This window comes from Streptomyces showdoensis (assembly GCF_039535475.1).
GTDB classification, from domain to species: Bacteria; Actinomycetota; Actinomycetes; order Streptomycetales; family Streptomycetaceae; genus Streptomyces; species Streptomyces showdoensis.
This window is the reverse complement of the sequence record NZ_BAAAXG010000026.1, coordinates 3,571,798-3,587,558: the sequence shown is the minus strand read 5'-3', so window position 1 is coordinate 3,587,558 and position 15,761 is coordinate 3,571,798. Positions and strand designations below refer to the sequence as shown.

The following is a 15,761-nucleotide window of genomic DNA, read 5'->3' as shown; positions in this document are numbered from 1 at the left end:
CCGGCTCGGCCGGACCTCCTTGCTGGTCAGGTCAGGCGCGCCCGGTCGCGGCGAGGCTGCGGACGGCGTCCGCGAAGGCCTCGCCCCGCTTGTTGTAGTTGGTGAACATGTCCATCGAGGCACAGGCCGGCGCCAGCAGGACCGTGTCCCCCGGCCGGGCGAGCGAGGCCGCCTCCTGGACCGCCGCGGACATCGCCCCAGTGTCGGTCCGGTCGAGGTCCACCACCGGGACCTCGGGGGCGTGTCGGGCCAGCGCTTCGCGGATCAGCGCCCGGTCCCGGCCGATCAGCACCACCCCGCGCAGCCGCTGCGCCGCGTTCTTGACGAGCTCGTCGAACTCCGCGCCCTTGGCGAGGCCGCCGGCGATCCAGACGATCGGGTCGTAGGCCGCCAACGAGGCTTCCGTGGCGTGGGTGTTGGTCGCCTTGGAGTCGTCGACGTAGACCACGCCCTCGATCTCCTCGACCAGTTCGATGCGGTGCGGGTCGGGCCGGAAGGCCCGCAGCCCGTCCCGTACGGCCTTCGGCTCGACGCCGAAGGCGCGGGCCAGGGCGGCCGCGGCGAGGGCGTTGGCGATGTTGTGCGGGGCCGGCGGCTGGACGTCGGCGACCTCCGCCAGCTCCTGCGCGTTCTTCTGCCGGTTCGCGACGAAGGCCCGGTCGACCAGGATGTCCTCGACCACGCCGAGCTGCGAGGGGCCGGGGGTGCCGAGGGTGAACCCGATGGCCCGGCAGCCCTCCTCGACGTCGGCCGCCACGACCAGGTCCTCGGTGGCCCGGTCGGCCACGTTGTAGACGCAGGCGACCCGGTTGCCCTCGTAGATCCGGCCCTTGTCGGCGGCGTACGCCTCCATGGAGCCGTGCCAGTCGAGGTGGTCGGGCGCCAGGTTGAGCACGGCGGCCGAGTGGGCGCGCAGCGAGGGCGCCCAGTGCAGCTGGTAGCTGGAGAGCTCGACGGCGAGCACGTCGTACTCCTCGTCGCCGAGGACGGCGTCGAGCAGCGAGACGCCGATGTTGCCGACGGCGGCGGTCCGCAGGCCGGCCGCCTCCAGGATGGAGGCGAGCATCCGCACGGTCGTGGTCTTGCCGTTGGTGCCGGTGACCGCGAGCCAGGGAGCCGCGTCCGGGCCACGGAGCCGCCAGGCCAGCTCGACGTCGCCCCAGATCTCCACGCCCGCCTCGGCGGCGGCCAGGAAGAGGGGCTTGTCGGGCTGCCAGCCCGGGGCGGTGACGATCAGTTCGGTGCCGGGCGGCAGGGTCGCCCCGTCGCCGAGGCGGACGGTGATGCCCTCCGCCTCCAGCTCCGCGGCCTGCGCCCGGGAGCGCTCGTCGTCGCCGTCGTTGACGACCGTGACGACCGCGCCCAGGCCGTGCAGGGCACGCGCGGCGGGGATGCCGCTCACGCCGAGCCCGGCGACGGTGACGTTCTTGCCCTGCCAGTCCAGCTCGCTCACTTCTCTGCTGCCCATCCCGCGTAGAAGAGGCCCAGGCCCACGATCACGCACATGCCCTGGATGATCCAGAACCGGACGACGACCAGGACCTCCGACCACCCCTTCAGTTCGAAGTGGTGCTGGAGCGGGGCCATCCGGAAGACGCGCTTGCCGGTCATCTTGAACGAGCCGACCTGGATGACCACGGACATCGTGATCATCACGAACAGGCCGCCGAGGATGGCCAGCAGCAGCTCCGTGCGGGAGCAGATGGCGAGACCGGCCAGCGCGCCGCCGAGGGCCAGCGAGCCGGTGTCGCCCATGAAGATCTTGGCGGGCGAGGTGTTCCACCACAGGAAGCCGAAGCAGGCGCCCATCAGCGCGGAGGCGACGACCGCGAGGTCGAGCGGATCTCGGACCTCGAAGCAGGCGTTCGGGTTGGTCAGCGTCATCGCGTTGGCGCAGGACTCCTGGAACTGCCAGAGCCCGATGAAGGTGTACGCGCCGAAGACCATCACCGACGCGCCGGTGGCCAGGCCGTCCAGACCGTCCGTCAGGTTCACGCCGTTGGACATGGCCAGGATCATGAAGAGCGCCCAGACCACGAACAGCACCGGGCCGATGGCCCAGCCGAAGTCGGTGATGAAGGAGAGCTTCGTGGAGGCCGGGGTGTTTCCGCGCAGGTCCGCGAACTGCAGCGAGAGCACGGCGAAGGCGATGCCGACGATGAGCTGGCCGGCCATCTTCGCCTTGGCCCGCAGACCCAGCGAACGCTGCTTGACGATCTTGATGTAGTCGTCGAGGAAGCCGACCAGACCCATTCCGGCCATCAGGAACAGCACCAGGACGCCCGAGTACGTCGGGTCCTCGCCGGTGATGACCTTGGCCAGGGCGTACGCGATGAGGGTGGCCAGGATGAAGGAGATGCCGCCCATGGTGGGCGTGCCCTTCTTCCCGGCGTGGCCGCGCGGGCCGTCGTCGCGGATGAACTGCCCGTATCCCTTGCGGGCGAGCAGCTTGATGAGCAGCGGGGTGCCGATCAGGGTCAGGAAGAGGCCGATGGCCCCCGCGAAGAGGATCTGCCTCATCGGCCGGAGACCTCGCCCTCGGCCGTGTCGAGCAGTGCCAGGGCGACCCGCTCCAGCCCCACCGACCTGGACGCCTTCACCAGGACGATGTCCCCCGGTCGCAGCTCACTGCGCAACAGGTCGACCGCCGCCTGCGCGTCGGACACGTGCACCGACTCCTCACCCCACGAACCCTCGTTATAGGCGCCCAGTTGCAGCCAGGACGCTTCCCTGTCCCCGACCGCCACGAGCTTGCTGACGTTGAGCCGGACGGCGAGCCGCCCGACCGCGTCGTGCTCGGCGAGCGACTCGTCACCGAGCTCGGCCATCTTGCCGAGCACCGCCCACGTACGGGAGCCCCTGGCCTGTGCGGGCCTGCCCATGGCCGCGAGCGCGCGCAGAGCGGCTCGCATGGACTCGGGGTTCGCGTTGTAGGCGTCGTTGACGATCGTCACGCCGTCCGGACGCTCGGTGACCTCCATGCGCCAGCGGGACAGGTTGCCTGCCTCGGAGAGCGCGGTGGCGATCTCCTCGACGGGCATGCCGACCTCATGGGCGACGGCGGCCGCGGCGAGCGCGTTCGACACGTGGTGCTCACCGTACAGGCGCAAGGTCACGTCGCTGCACCCGGTGGGTGTGTGAAGCCGGAAAGAGGGCTGTCCGCTCTCCGTGAGCCGGACATTCTCGGCACGTACGGCCGCGTCCTCGGCCTCGCCGAAGAAGGTGACCCGCGCCGTGGTGCGGCTCGCCATGGCCCGTACGAGGGGGTCGTCGGCGTTGAGGACGGCGACACCGCCGTCCGCCGCGGCCGGCAGGGACTCGACCAGTTCGCCCTTGGCCTGGGCGATCTGCTCGCGCCCGCCGAACTCGCCGATGTGCGCGGTGCCCACGTTGAGGACCAGACCGATCCGCGGCGGGGTGAGGCCGGTGAGGTACCGGATGTGGCCGATTCCGCGCGCTCCCATCTCCAGGACGAGGTGCCGGGTGCCGGCGTCGGCCTTCAGCGCGGTCAGCGGCAGGCCGATCTCGTTGTTGAGGGAGCCGGGCGTCCACACGGTCGGCGCGCGACGCTCCAGGACCTGGGCGATCAGGTCCTTGGTGGAGGTCTTGCCCGCCGAGCCGGTGAGCGCGACGACATCGGTGCCGAGGCGGCCGACGACCGCGCGGGCCAGCGCGCCGAGCGCGGCCTGCACGTCGTCCACGACGATCGAGGGCACGCCGACGGGGCGGGCGGCGAGCACCGCCGCCGCGCCCGCCTGGACGGCGCGCTCCGCGTAGGCGTGGCCGTCGACCCGCTCGCCGGCGAAGGCGGCGAAGAGACTGCCGGGCTTCACCTCACGGGAGTCGATGACGACGGGACCGGTGACCTGGACGGCCTGATCCGGTATGTCGTGCGGCTGCCCGCCGACGATTTCGGCGATCTCGGCGAGGGAGAGGGCGATCACTGCTTCATCCCTGACTGTTCTCGTGGCGGTGTGCTTCGAGTGCTTCGAGTGATTCGGGTGCGGCTTGTGCGTCCGGTGCGGCCGGTGCGGCCGGTGCGTCCTGCCGGCCGAGCCGGGCCAGGACCGCCGCGCGCAGGACCTGGCGGTCGTCGAAGGGGCGGACCACTCCGGCGGCCTCCTGCCCCTGCTCGTGGCCCTTGCCCGCGACCAGGACGGTGTCGCCGGGCTCGGCCCGGGCCACGGCCGCCGCGATGGCGGCCGCCCGGTCGGCGTCCACCAGGACCTCGCCGCGCTCGGCGGCGGGGACCTCGGCGGCACCCGCGAGCATCGCGGTGAGGATCGCGAGCGGGTCCTCGGAGCGCGGGTTGTCGGAGGTGAGCACGGCGGTGTCGGCGAGCCGGGCCGCGGCGGCGCCCATCGGGCCGCGCTTGGTGGTGTCGCGGTCGCCGCCGCAGCCGATGACCACGTGCAGCCTGCCGCGGGTCACCTCACGCAGCGAGCGCAGGACCGATTCGACGGCGTCCGTCTTGTGCGCGTAGTCGACGACCGCGAGGTACGGCTGGCCGGCGTCGACCCGCTCCAGGCGCCCGGGCACGCCGGGGACGGCGGCGATGCCGTCGGCGGCGGTCTGCGGGTCGAGCCCGGCGGTGGCGAGGGTGACGATCGCGGCGAGGGTGTTGGCGACGTTGAACGGGCCGGGCAGCGGCGCGGTGGCCGAGATCCGCCGCCCGTCCGGGCCGACGACGGTGAAGGAGGAGTCGGCGGGGCCGGTGACGACGTCCTCGGCGCGCCAGTCGGCGTCCGGGGCGCCGGCGGCGGAGAAGGAGACGACCGGGACGCCCGACTCCTTGACGAGCCGGCGGCCGTAGGCGTCGTCCAGGTTCACCACGCCGCGTTTGCTGCGCTCGGGGGTGAACAGCCGCGCCTTGGCCTGGAAGTAGTCCTCCATGTCGGAGTGGAACTCCATGTGCTCCGGGCTCAGGTTGTTGAAGACGGCGACGTCGAAGACGCAGCCGTCGACCCGGCCGAGCACGAGGGCGTGGCTGGAGACCTCCATGGCGACCGCCTCGACCCCGCGCTCGCGCATGACGGCGAAGAGGGCCTGGAGGTCGGTGGCCTCGGGGGTGGTGCGCTCGGACTTGATGCGCTCGTCGCCGATGCGCATCTCGACGGTGCCGACCAGGCCCGTCGCGCGGCCCGCGCCGCGCAGCCCGCCCTCGACGAGGTAGGCCGTGGTGGTCTTGCCGGAGGTGCCGGTGATGCCGATCTGCAGCAGGTCCGCCCCGGGGCGCCCGTAGATCGCGGCGGCGAGTTCGCCCATGCGACCGCGCGGGTCCTCGACGACCAGGACCGGCAGGCCGGTCGCGGCGGCGCGGTCGGCGCCGGCCGGGTCGGTCAGGATCGCGGCGGCGCCGAGTCCGGCGGCCTGGGCGACGAAGTCGGCGCCGTGCATCCGGGCGCCGGGCAGGGCCGCGTACACGTCACCCGGACGCACCGCCCGCGAGTCGTGCGTGATGCCCGTGACCTCCGTGGAGCCGGTGGCGGCTCTGTCTTCGTCGGTCCCGGTGCCCAGCAGTGCGGCGAGCTCGCCCAGGGGTGTCGGGCGGAGCCGCTCCGGACGGGGCGGGGTGGTTCGGTACTGATCAGCGTGTGGCACGGCGGTGAGCGTACCGGGCGCACCGGCCGAGGGGCTAAATGAGGCCACGGCCTCGCCGGAGTTCGATTTCCGGTTCCCGGAACGGGGGGTGATGGTGGTCACTGGTGCTCCCGGCGTGTCACGGGGTCGGTTTGAACGTGGTGGGCAGGCGGGCGGGCTCGCTGCCGGTGGGGGCGACGTGGAGGGTCTTGAGGGCGAACTCCATGACCTTCTTGTAGATCGGTCCGCAGATCTGGCCGCCGAAGTAGCTGCCCTTGGTGGGGTTCTGGATGGCGCAGTAGACGGCGATCCGGGGCTCGTCGGCGGGGGCGAAGCCCGCGAAGGAGGCGGTGTAGCCCTTGTAGACGCCGAGTTCCGGGTCGACGCGGTTGGCGGTGCCGGTCTTGCCGGCGACCCGGTAGCCGGGGATGGCCGCCTTGTTGCCGGTGCCCTCCTCGTCGTCGACGACGGACTCCAGCATCTGGCCGAGGGTCTTGGCGGTCTTCTCGCTGACCACCCGGCTCTCCTTGGGCGCCGGCGCGGGCGTGAAGCGCCCGTCGGGCCCCTTGGTGCCGCGGACCAGGGTCGGCTCGATCCGTACGCCTCCGTTGGCGATGGTCTGGTAGACGGAGGTGGCCTGCATGGCGCTGAGCGAGAGGCCCTGGCCGAAGGGGATCGTGTACTGCTGCGAGGTCGACCAGTCCTGCGGCTTGGCGAGGATGCCGGGGGTCTCGCCGGGGAAGTCCAGGCCGGTCGGGGAGCCGACGCCGAACTTGCGCAGATAGCTGTAGAGCACCCGGTTGGCCTCGGGCTGGGTCTTGCCGAGCTGCCCGGTGGCGAGGATGGTGCCGATGTTGCTGGACCGGGCGAGGACGCCGTTGAGGGTCAGGTACCAGGTGATGTGGTCGATGTCGTCGCTGAAGAGGCGGTCGCCGCGGTGCAGCCGGTTGGGGACGGTGACCCGGGTCCCGGGGGTGGCGGCGCCCTCCTCCAGGACGGCGGCCATGGACATCACCTTGCTGGTGGAGCCGGGCTCGTAGGCGTCCTGGAGGGCCGCGTTGCCCATGGCGGTGGCGTTGGCCTGGGAGAGGTCGTTCGGGTCGAAGCCGGGGGCGTTGGCCATGGCGAGGACCTCGCCGGTCCTGGTGTCCTGGACGACGACGTAGCCGCGGTCGGCCTTGGACTTCCTGACCTGGTCGGTGATGGCCTGCTGGGCGGCCCACTGGATGTCCCGGTCGATGGTCAGCTCGATGTCGGAGCCGGGCACGGCCGGGGTGCCCTGGGAGCCCGCGGTCGGCACCATGCGCCCGCCGGACTGGGCGAACCTGATCTTGCCGTCCTTGCCGGCCAGGTCCGTGTCGAGCATGGACTCCACGCCGCCGGCGCCACGGCCCTCGGCGTTGACGTAGCCCAGTATCCCGGCGGCCAGCTCGCGGTTCGGGTACACGCGCTTGGTGACCGGCTCGCTGAGGATGCCGCCGAGCAGGTTGATCCCGTTGCCGCCGTTGGCCGGCTTCGCCTTCTGCTCGTAGACCTTCTTCAGGTCCTTGATCTGGTTCCAGACCTGCGGGGTCTGCTTGCGGGCGAGCAGGGTGTAGCGGGACTTGGGGGTGCGCAGCTTCTTCGCGAGGTCGGCGGGCTCCTTGCCGAGGATCGGGGCGAGGAGCGCGGCGGCCTGCTCGGGCGCGTCCCTGATCTTGGAGTCCTCGGGCGTGAAGAGCTTGGGGTCGGCGGTGATGTCGTACGCGTCGACGCTCGCGGCCAGCGCGACGCCGGACCGGTCGGTGATCTCGCCCCGGTCGGCGGAGAGCGTGTACTCCTGGTAGCGGTGCTTCTCGGCCTTGGCCGCGTAGGCGCTGGCGTCCACGGCCTGCACCTGGAGCAGCCGCACCACGAACACCAGCATGACCAGGGTCAGCCCGAGGGAGACCAGGCGCAGCCGCGGTTTGGGGCTGCCGAGCCGGATGGTGCGCGCCTTGGCCGGGGGCCGGGACGCGGGGCGCCGCGCCTGCGCGGGCCGCTGTGCGGGGCGGCCGGCGGCGGGGCGGGGGCGCGCGGGCCGGGCGGGGCCGGGGACGCGGCGGCGCGGGGGCTCCTGGGAGGGCACGGGATCACCTGCCGGAGGTCGTGGGGGCGGTCGCGGTGGTCCGCGGCGTGTCGGGGGTGGCCGAGGCGGGCGGCCCCGGGGTCCCGGACGCGGGCGGCTTCGGCGTGTCGCCGGGCTTCGCGGACTCGCCCGGGGCCGGTGAAGCGGTGTTCGAGGGCGTCGCGGGTGCCGTGGCGCCCGCCGGGTTCGCCGGGGGCGGGGCGGGCGGCGGCGTGGGCTTCGGCGAGGCGGCCTCGGAGGGCACGCCGCGGACCTTGCCGTCGGGGTCGAGGAAGACGGGGCTGCCGCCGGGCACCATGCCGAGCTGCCGGGCGCGCCGCTCCAGGGCGTCGGGGGCGGAGCTGTCGTCCACGTCCCGCTGGAGGGCCTGTTCCTCGTCGGTGAGCTCGGTGGTCTTCTTCTTCAGCTCGCTGAGCTCGAAGGAGCCCTGGTTGAGGGCGGAGTTGAGCAGCAGCAGGCTGATCAGGCCGCCGCCGAGCAGCACCACGACGAGCAGGACGAAGGGGGTGCGGGCCGCACTGCTCGGCCCGGACGGCATCAGACGCCCGAGCCGCGCGGCCCGCCCTTTGAGCGGCCCCTGTTTCGTCACGCGGGCTCGTCCTCCCGGATCCGCTGCGCCCCCCGGAGCCGGGCCGGGGCCGCGCGGCGGTTCTCGGCGACCTCCTCCTCGGTGGGGAGCTCGGCGCCGCGGGTGAGCAGCTTGAGGCGGGGCTGGTAGCGCTCGGGGACGACCGGGAGTCCGGGCGGCGCGGTGTTCGCGGCGCCCGCCGCGAACACCTGCTTGACCAGCCGGTCCTCCAGGGAGTGGTACGAGAGGACGGCGATCCGGCCGCCGACGGCGAGGGCCTTCACGGCCGCCGGGATCGCCCGCTCCAGGACCGAGAGCTCCCCGTTGACCTCGATGCGCAGGGCCTGGAAGGTGCGCTTGGCGGGGTTGCCGCCGGTGCGCTTGGCGGCCTGCGGCAGCGAGTCGCGGATCAGCTCGACCAGTCGCGCGCTGTTGCTGAAGGGCTCCTTGTCGCGCTCGCGCACGATCGCGGAGACGATCCGCTTGGCCTGCTTCTCCTCGCCGTACGCGCGCAGGATGCGGACCAGCTCGCCGGCCGGGTAGGTGTTGAGGACCTCGGCCGCGCTCATGCCGGTCGTCTGGTCCATGCGCATGTCGAGCGGGGCGTCCTGCGCGTAGGCGAAGCCGCGGTCGGCCTCGTCCAGCTGCATGGAGGAGACGCCCAGGTCGAACAGGACGCCGTCGACGCGCGGGATGCCGAGCCGGTCCAGGACCTCGGGCAGCTCGTCGTAGACCGCGTGGACGAGCGTGGCCCGCTCGCCGTACGGGGCCAGCCGCTCGCCGGAGAGGCGCAGCGCCTCCTTGTCCCGGTCGAGGGCGACGAGCCGGGCCTCGGGGAAGCTCCGCAGCAGGGCCTCGCTGTGGCCGCCGAGGCCGAGGGTGCAGTCGACGACGACCGCGCCGGGGCGCTCCAGGGCGGGGGCCAACATGTCCAGGCACCGCTGGAGCATCACCGGGACGTGTCGGTCGTTGCTCAATGCGCCCTCTCAGGTCCGGCGGAAACGGGTACCACCGGCGAGCGGAAGGAGGCCGAGCCGCGGGTACCGCCGCACATACAGGGGAGAAACGGCGAAAATCGCTCGATGTCTCCGTGAACTTCGCGTCACTTTAGTCCACCGGACGGGCCGGTCAACCAACCGGCTGGCGCGTCGCGCGCCCCGGGCCCGGCTCCCGGATCCCTCCCGGCGGCTCACCCGGACGGCCCTGTCCCCGCACGGCCTGTGGGTTCCCTCACAACAAGGATCATCGGCGCTCTTTGTCCGCTCTCACAGCAGGCCCGCGCGGTCGTGGCCGTTACCGTCGGAGACATGTCGACCCCTGCGCGCCCCTCTGCCGACGCCATACGTTCCGAGAGCGCGGTCACCGAACGCCTCGTCCGGGCGAACGAGCGTTACGCCGCCGACTTCACCGACCCCGGAATGGACGCGCGGCCCGTGCTGCAGGTCGCCGTGGTCGCCTGCATGGACGCCCGTCTGGACCTGCACGCCGCGCTCGGCCTGGAGCTCGGCGACTGCCACACCATCCGCAACGCCGGCGGCGTGGTCACCGACGACGTGATCCGCTCCCTGACCATCAGCCAGCGGGCGCTCGGCACCCGCAGCGTGATGCTGGTGCACCACACCGGCTGCGGCCTGGAGTCGCTGACCGAGGACTTCCGGCACGAGCTGGAGGACGAGGTCGGCCAGCGTCCGGCCTGGGCCGTCGAGGCCTTCCGGGACGTCGACCAGGACGTGCGCCAGTCGATGCAGCGGGTGCGGACCTCCCCCTTCCTGCTGCACACCGACGACGTGCGGGGCTTCGTCTTCGACGTGACGACGGGCCTGCTGCGCGAGATCAGCCCGGCGTAAGCCCGCAAATCCCGGCAATTCGCCCGCAGTTATCCACAGCGCGGCGGAGCGCAAGTGACACAACCCGGCCACGGCAACAACAATGCACGGGTGACACCCCCCGGACCTGGTTCCGGGGGCAGGTGTCGGTGCTGCCGAAAGGGCCGAGGAGGGCCGGGTGACGACCTATGACGATCGAGCGAGCCTCACAGATCTGACCACCACAGCGGAGCGGGTGCGCCGGTCGGTGGAAGGTGTGATCGAGGGCAAGCCCGAGGTCGTACGGCTTGCGCTGACCGTGCTGCTCGCCGAGGGACACCTCCTCATCGAGGACGTCCCCGGCGTGGGCAAGACCATGCTCGCCAAGACGCTGGCGCGGTCGATCGACTGCTCGGTCCGCCGCATCCAGTTCACGCCCGACCTGCTGCCGTCGGACATCACCGGCGTGTCGGTCTTCGACCAGCAGCGGCGCGAGTTCGAGTTCAAGCCCGGCGCGATCTTCGCCCAGCTCGTGATCGGCGACGAGATCAACCGGGCCTCCCCCAAGACCCAGTCCGCGCTCCTGGAGTCCATGGAGGAGCGCCAGGTCACGGTCGACGGCCAGACCTACGAGCTGCCCAGCCCGTTCATGGTGGTCGCCACCCAGAACCCGGTCGAGATGGAGGGCACCTACCCGCTGCCCGAGGCCCAGCGCGACCGCTTCATGGCCAAGGTCTCCATGGGCTACCCGAGCGCCGAGGCCGAGCTCCAGATGCTCGACGTGCACGGCGCGGTCTCCCCCCTGGACGACCTCCAGCCGGTCGCCCACGCCCACGACGTGATCAAGCTGATCGACGCCGTCCGAGGGGTCCACGTCGCCGAGGCCGTCCGCAGGTACGCGGTGGACCTCGTGGCCGCCACCCGCACCCACCCGGACCTCAGGCTCGGCGCCTCCCCGCGCGCCACGCTCCACCTGCTGCGGGCCGCTAAGGCCTCCGCCGCGCTCAGCGGCCGGGAGTACGTGCTGCCCGACGACCTCCAGGCGCTCGCCGCGCCGGTGCTCGCCCACCGCCTGCTGCCCACCGCACAGGCCCAGCTCAACCGGCGGACGGCCGAGCAGGTCGTCCACGACATCCTGCAGCGCACGCCCGTCCCGGCCGCCGCGCCCCCGGCGCCGCCCGCCGGACCGCTCTACGGCCAGCAGCAGCCCGGCGCCCGGCGGCTGTGATGGGCACCGCCGCCGCCCCGGGGGGGACGCCGGGAGGCCGGCGACGACGGCGGGGGCGGTCTGCGGGCCGCCCTGTCCGGGCTCACCACCCGCGGCCGGTCCTTCCTCGCCGCCGGCATCGCCGCCGGCGCCTGCGCCTATGTGCTCGGCCAGGCCGACCTGCTGCGCGTCGGACTGCTGCTCGCCGTGCTGCCGCTGGTCTGCGCCGTCGTGCTGCACCGCACCCGCCACCGGGTCGCGGGCAGCCGCGGGCTCACCCCGCACCGGGTCGAGACCGGCACCGAGGCCCGGGTCCACCTGCGCATGGACAACATCTCCCGGCTGCCCACCGGGCTGCTGATGCTCCAGGACCACGTGCCGTACATGCTGGGGCCCCGCCCCCGCTTCGTGCTCGACCGCGTGGAGGCCGGCGGCCGCCGCGAGGTGTCCTACCGGGTCCGCTCGGACCTGCGCGGACGCTTCGCCCTCGGCCCGCTCCAGCTGCGGCTCACCGACCCCTTCGGCATGTGCGAGCTCACCCGCTCCTTCAGCGCGTACGACATGCTCACCGTCGTCCCCCGCACCGAACCGCTGCCGCCGGTCACACTCTCCGGCGAGTCCGCGGGGTACGGGGAGGGCCATCAGCGGTCGCTCGCGCTCGCCGGGGACGACGACATCATCCCGCGCGCCTACCGGCACGGCGACGACCTGCGGCGCGTCCACTGGCGCTCCACCGCCCGCTACGGCGAGCTGATGGTCCGCCGGGAGGAACAGCCGCAGCGGGCCCGCTGCACCGTGCTGCTCGACACCCGCGCGATCGCGTACGAGGGCGGCGGCCCCGACTCGGCCTTCGAATGGGCCGTCTCCGGCGCCGCCTCCGTCCTCGTGCACATGCTGGAGCGCGGCTACTCGGTGCGGCTGCTCACCGACACCGGCAGCACCGTCCCCGGTGACGGGGCGGAGGGCTTCGCCGGCTCCGGGCAGAACGCGGCGGACGCCGCCGGCCTGATGATGGACACCCTCGCGGTCGTCGAGCACTCCGACGGCGCCGGGCTCTCCCGCGCCCACGACGTGCTGCGCGGCGGACACGAGGGCCTGCTCGTCGCCTTCGTCGGCGACCTCGACGAGGAGCAGGCGGCGCTGGCCGCCCGGATGCGACAGCGCGGCGGCGCCGCGATCGCCTTCCTGCTGGACTCCGGGACCTGGCTGACCGGTGGCGCCGTCGCCGGTGCCGTCGAGGACCGGCTGCGCCGGCTGCGGGAGGCCGGCTGGACGGCCGTCGCCGTGCCCCCGGGCACCCGCCTCGCCCCGCTCTGGCAGCAGACCGCGGGCACCCGGAACCAGGCCCCGGCGGCCGACACGTACGGAGGTTGGTCATGAGCGGGCGCGGGCGGCTGACGCTTGCGGCCTTCGGCGCGACGCTCCTGGCGTCGGCCGCGCTGCTGCCGCTGGTGAAGCCGGCGACCTGGATCTTCACCGCGGCGATCCTGCTGGGCCTGCAGAGCGGGGTCGGCACGATCACCCGGCGGGTGCCGCTGGCCCGGCCGCTCACGATCGCCGCCCAGGCGCTCGTCACGCTGCTGGTGCTGACCGTGGTCTTCGCCCGCGAGCAGGCGGTCCTCGGCCTGCTGCCCGGGCCCGAGGTCCTCGCCTCCTTCGGCACCCTCTTCCAGGCGGGCGTGGACGACGTCGGGACCTATGCGATCCCCGCCCCGGACACGGCCGGCATCCGGCTGCTGCTCGTCGTCGGCGTGGCCTCGGTCGGGCTGCTCGTGGACGCCCTCGCGGTGACCTTCCGCAGCGCCGCCCCGGCCGGACTCCCCCTGCTCGCCCTGTACTCGGTGGCCGCCGGGCTCTCCGGCGGCGGCGCGGGCTGGCTCTACTTCCTGCTGGCCGCCGCCGGCTATCTGCTGCTGCTCCTGGCCGAGGGCCGGGACCGGCTCTCCCAGTGGGGCAGGGTCTTCGGCGGCGCGCGCCGCACGGACCGGCCCGGATCCGCGGCGGGCGAGGGCGGCTCCGCCTCCGCCCCGGTGCGGACCGGCCGGCGGATCGGCGCGGTCTCGCTGGGCATCGCGCTGGTGGTGCCGTTCGCCCTGCCCGGGCTGAGCGGCGGCATCTTCGGCGGCGCCGGCAAGGGCGAGGGCACCGGCGGCAAGGGCGGCACGATCTCCGCGGTGAACCCGCTGGTCTCCCTCCAGAACGACCTGCGCCAGCCCGACGACCGCGAGGTGCTGCGCTACCGGACCAACGCGCGCGACACCTCCGGGATGTATCTGCGGCTCGTCGCGCTCGACCAGTTCGACGGGACGGCCTGGAAGTCCTCGGTCCGCCCCATCCAGGACGTGCCCGAGCAGCTGCCCTGGCCCGACGGCCTCTCCCAGGACGTCGCCACCACGGAGGTCACCAGCAACTTCGTCGCCTCCACGGCGTACGAGCAGAAGTGGCTGCCGATGCCCTACCCCGCCCAGCGGGTCTCCATCGGCGGCAGCTGGCGGTACGAGCCGGCCGGGCGGATGCTCGTCGGCGACAACGGGCAGAACACCAAGGGCACCCGGTACTCGGTGACCAGCCTGGACATCCGGCCCACCGCCGAGCAGCTGGCCGCCGCGCCGGCCGCGCCGGAGAAGCTCCGCCAGGAGTACACGAAGGTCCCGGCCTCGCTCCCGGCCGACGTGCGGGCCACGGCCCTGGAGGTCACCCGCGGGGCGCGCAACGGCTACGAGCGGGCGGTGAAGCTCCAGGACTGGTTCGCCCGGGACGGCGGCTTCTCCTACGACGTGAAGGTCGACTCCGGCACCGGGGTCCAGGCGATCTCCCGTTTCCTGAAGGACAAGGAGGGCTTCTGCGTCCACTTCTCCTTCTCGATGGCGGCCATGGCCCGCTCCCTGGGCATCCCGGCCCGCGTCGCGGTCGGCTTCATGCCGGGCACCCCGCAGCCGGACGGCTCCCTGTCGGTCGGCATACGGGACGCGCACGCGTGGCCGGAGCTGTACTTCGAGGGGGCGGGCTGGACCCGCTTCGAGCCGACGCCCTCGCGGGGCTCGGTGCCGGACTACACCCGCGAGCAGTCCGCGGGCGGGGCGGCGACCCCGACGGCGCAGCCCTCGACGGGCACCTCGGCCCAGCCCTCGGCGATCCCGAGCGCCTCGGAGAGCTGCCCGCCGCAGCTGCGGCGCCTGGGCGAGTGCGGTCCGGACAAGGCGGCGGGCGGTGCGGCCGCGGACGACACCGGAATGCCGCCGCTCCAGCTGACCCTCCTGGTCCTGGGCGCCCTCCTGCTGCTCGCCCTCCCGCTCCTCCCCTGGCTCTGGCGCACCCGGCTGCGGGCGCGGCGGCTGGGACCGGCGGGCGATCCCGCGACGCGGGTCCTCGCGGTCTGGTCGGAGATCAAGGACACGGCCTGGGACTACGGGGTGGCCCCGGACGACTCGCTGACGCCGCGCGGGACGGCGGCGCGGCTGGTCCGGCTGGGTGAGCTGGGGCCGGACGCGGGGGATGCGGTGCATCGGGTGGCGCGGGCGGTGGAGCAGGTGCTGTACGCCCCGCGCCCCGCGCCCACGACGGGCCTCACCGAGCAGGCCCTGCTGATCCGGCGCGGCTTCCACGCGTCGGCGACCCGCCCGAACCGTCTGCGGGCGCTGCTGGCGCCGCGCTCGGCGGCCCGCGCCGCCTGGGCGGCCCGCTCCCGTGCGACGACCCTCTCGACCAGGGCCCGGACCCTCCTCCGCACCACCCTCCACCGCCTTTCCCGCACCCCGGCCTGACACACCGGGGGGGCGGGGTGCCCCGGGGCACCCCGCCCCCCGGTGCCCGCGCCCGCCGGCCCGCCCCGCCCCACCCCCGTGTGGGCGGGGCGGGTTCCCAGGGCGGATATGACTGAGCCCCGCTTGGCCGCGTCGGCGGCCCCGCGGGGCTCAGGAGAGTGTGGGGGTCGGGCGGGTCAGTGGTGGCCGCCGCCCTGTTGCTCGTCGCGGCGGCGCTGCCACCGCTCTTCGATACGGGTCATCATCGAGCGGCGCTGCCGGGCCTGCCGCCCGCCTCCGCCCGTACGAGCCTGTTCACCCGGCTTGGGCGCCTTGCGCCATCCGGTGACCGCCAGGACCGCGCAGCCCAGCATGATGAGGAAGCCCACCACGCTGAGCGGCCAGATCTGGGGAGCGATCATTCCGGCCATGAGGAGCGCGATACCCACCAGGAAGCCGGCGACTGCCTGGTAGACCCGTCGCCGGGTGTACGTACGCAGCCCGCTTCCCTCGAGCGCTGTCGCGAACTTGGGATCTTCGGCGTACAGCGCTCGCTCCATCTGCTCGAGCATTCGCTGCTCGTGCTCCGAGAGCGGCACGGAGTCCTCCTAGTCGTCGGTCGCGGGGGCGACCGGTTTGCGGCCCTTTCAGGATAGGCAGGGAATCGCCCCCGTGAAACCCGCCCTCAATGCCAAATCGCCAATCCGGGCCGCCATGCGGTTCGGATGCTGAGGCGTTGATTCCCCAGCCC

General features: G+C 73.4%; 12 protein-coding genes. 4 read left to right on the top strand and 8 right to left on the bottom strand.

Features of this window, described 5'->3' with window-relative positions:
• Nucleotides 1-31 precede the first annotated feature (31 nt).
• The 7 genes from murD to rsmH are packed head-to-tail and all read right to left on the bottom strand — an operon-like array spanning nucleotide 32 to nucleotide 9,232.
• Nucleotides 32-1,468, bottom strand: coding sequence for a UDP-N-acetylmuramoyl-L-alanine--D-glutamate ligase (gene murD / locus ABD981_RS29435; protein WP_046906997.1), 1,437 nt, complete (start codon nucleotides 1,466-1,468; stop codon nucleotides 32-34).
• Nucleotides 1,450-2,520 carry a phospho-N-acetylmuramoyl-pentapeptide-transferase gene (gene mraY, locus ABD981_RS29430; RefSeq protein ID WP_046906996.1) on the bottom strand — a complete coding sequence of 357 codons (1,071 nt, stop codon included), beginning with the start codon at nucleotides 2,518-2,520 and terminating at the stop codon, nucleotides 1,450-1,452. Before mraY ends, murD begins: the two co-directional genes overlap by 19 nt.
• A complete protein-coding gene (locus ABD981_RS29425; protein ID WP_046906995.1) occupies nucleotides 2,517-3,944 on the bottom strand; it encodes a UDP-N-acetylmuramoyl-tripeptide--D-alanyl-D-alanine ligase in 1,428 nt (475 codons plus the stop codon). Before ABD981_RS29425 ends, mraY begins: the two co-directional genes overlap by 4 nt.
• Before the next feature lie 4 nt (nucleotides 3,945-3,948).
• Nucleotides 3,949-5,703, bottom strand: coding sequence for a UDP-N-acetylmuramoyl-L-alanyl-D-glutamate--2,6-diaminopimelate ligase (locus ABD981_RS29420; RefSeq protein ID WP_046906994.1), 1,755 nt, complete (start codon nucleotides 5,701-5,703; stop codon nucleotides 3,949-3,951).
• 16 nt (nucleotides 5,704-5,719) lie between these two features.
• The gene (locus ABD981_RS29415) at nucleotides 5,720-7,687 is read right to left on the bottom strand and encodes a peptidoglycan D,D-transpeptidase FtsI family protein (RefSeq protein ID WP_345530411.1); all 1,968 of its coding nucleotides are present in this window, start codon (nucleotides 7,685-7,687) and stop codon (nucleotides 5,720-5,722) included.
• A 4-nt stretch (nucleotides 7,688-7,691) separates the two neighbouring features.
• A complete protein-coding gene (gene ftsL / locus ABD981_RS29410) occupies nucleotides 7,692-8,225 on the bottom strand; it encodes a cell division protein FtsL (RefSeq protein ID WP_382748372.1) in 534 nt (177 codons plus the stop codon).
• 47 nt (nucleotides 8,226-8,272) lie between these two features.
• The gene (gene rsmH / locus ABD981_RS29405; protein ID WP_123954655.1) at nucleotides 8,273-9,232 is read right to left on the bottom strand and encodes a 16S rRNA (cytosine(1402)-N(4))-methyltransferase RsmH; all 960 of its coding nucleotides are present in this window, start codon (nucleotides 9,230-9,232) and stop codon (nucleotides 8,273-8,275) included.
• A 330-nt stretch (nucleotides 9,233-9,562) separates the two neighbouring features.
• Between rsmH and ABD981_RS29400 the strand changes: the two genes are divergently transcribed.
• The 4 genes from ABD981_RS29400 (at nucleotide 9,563) to ABD981_RS29385 (ending at nucleotide 15,031) form a co-directional block, all read left to right on the top strand.
• Nucleotides 9,563-10,102: a beta-class carbonic anhydrase gene (locus tag ABD981_RS29400; RefSeq protein ID WP_046908995.1), complete on the top strand. Its 540-nt coding sequence runs from the start codon at nucleotides 9,563-9,565 to the stop codon at nucleotides 10,100-10,102.
• A 157-nt stretch (nucleotides 10,103-10,259) separates the two neighbouring features.
• Nucleotides 10,260-11,288, top strand: a complete 1,029-nt coding sequence (locus tag ABD981_RS29395) for an AAA family ATPase (protein WP_046908994.1) — start codon at nucleotides 10,260-10,262, stop codon at nucleotides 11,286-11,288.
• Between the two features lie 60 nt (nucleotides 11,289-11,348).
• Entirely contained in the window at nucleotides 11,349-12,647 is a 1,299-nt protein-coding gene (locus ABD981_RS29390; RefSeq protein WP_345530474.1) for a DUF58 domain-containing protein, read from the top strand.
• Nucleotides 12,644-15,031, top strand: a complete 2,388-nt coding sequence (locus tag ABD981_RS29385) for a transglutaminase TgpA family protein (protein WP_046908992.1) — start codon at nucleotides 12,644-12,646, stop codon at nucleotides 15,029-15,031. The genes ABD981_RS29390 and ABD981_RS29385 overlap by 4 nt, the downstream gene beginning before the upstream one ends.
• Before the next feature lie 176 nt (nucleotides 15,032-15,207).
• Here ABD981_RS29385 and ABD981_RS29380 read toward each other — a convergent pair whose 3' ends face one another.
• Complete coding sequence (locus tag ABD981_RS29380) at nucleotides 15,208-15,609, bottom strand: DUF3040 domain-containing protein (protein ID WP_046908991.1); 402 nt, start codon at nucleotides 15,607-15,609, stop codon at nucleotides 15,208-15,210.
• Between the last annotated feature and the right edge of the window lie 152 nt (nucleotides 15,610-15,761).

Bases quoted from the DNA above. Each gene is read 5' to 3' on its own strand.
- murD (WP_046906997.1), bottom strand. From the start codon at position 1,468: ATGGGCAGCAGAGAAGTGAGCGAGCTGGACTGGCAGGGCAAGAACGTC.
- mraY (WP_046906996.1), bottom strand. From the start codon at position 2,520: ATGAGGCAGATCCTCTTCGCGGGGGCCATCGGCCTCTTCCTGACCCTG.
- ftsL (WP_382748372.1), bottom strand. From the start codon at position 8,225: ATGCCGTCCGGGCCGAGCAGTGCGGCCCGCACCCCCTTCGTCCTGCTC.
- ABD981_RS29400 (WP_046908995.1), top strand. From the start codon at position 9,563: ATGTCGACCCCTGCGCGCCCCTCTGCCGACGCCATACGTTCCGAGAGC.
- ABD981_RS29385 (WP_046908992.1), top strand. From the start codon at position 12,644: ATGAGCGGGCGCGGGCGGCTGACGCTTGCGGCCTTCGGCGCGACGCTC.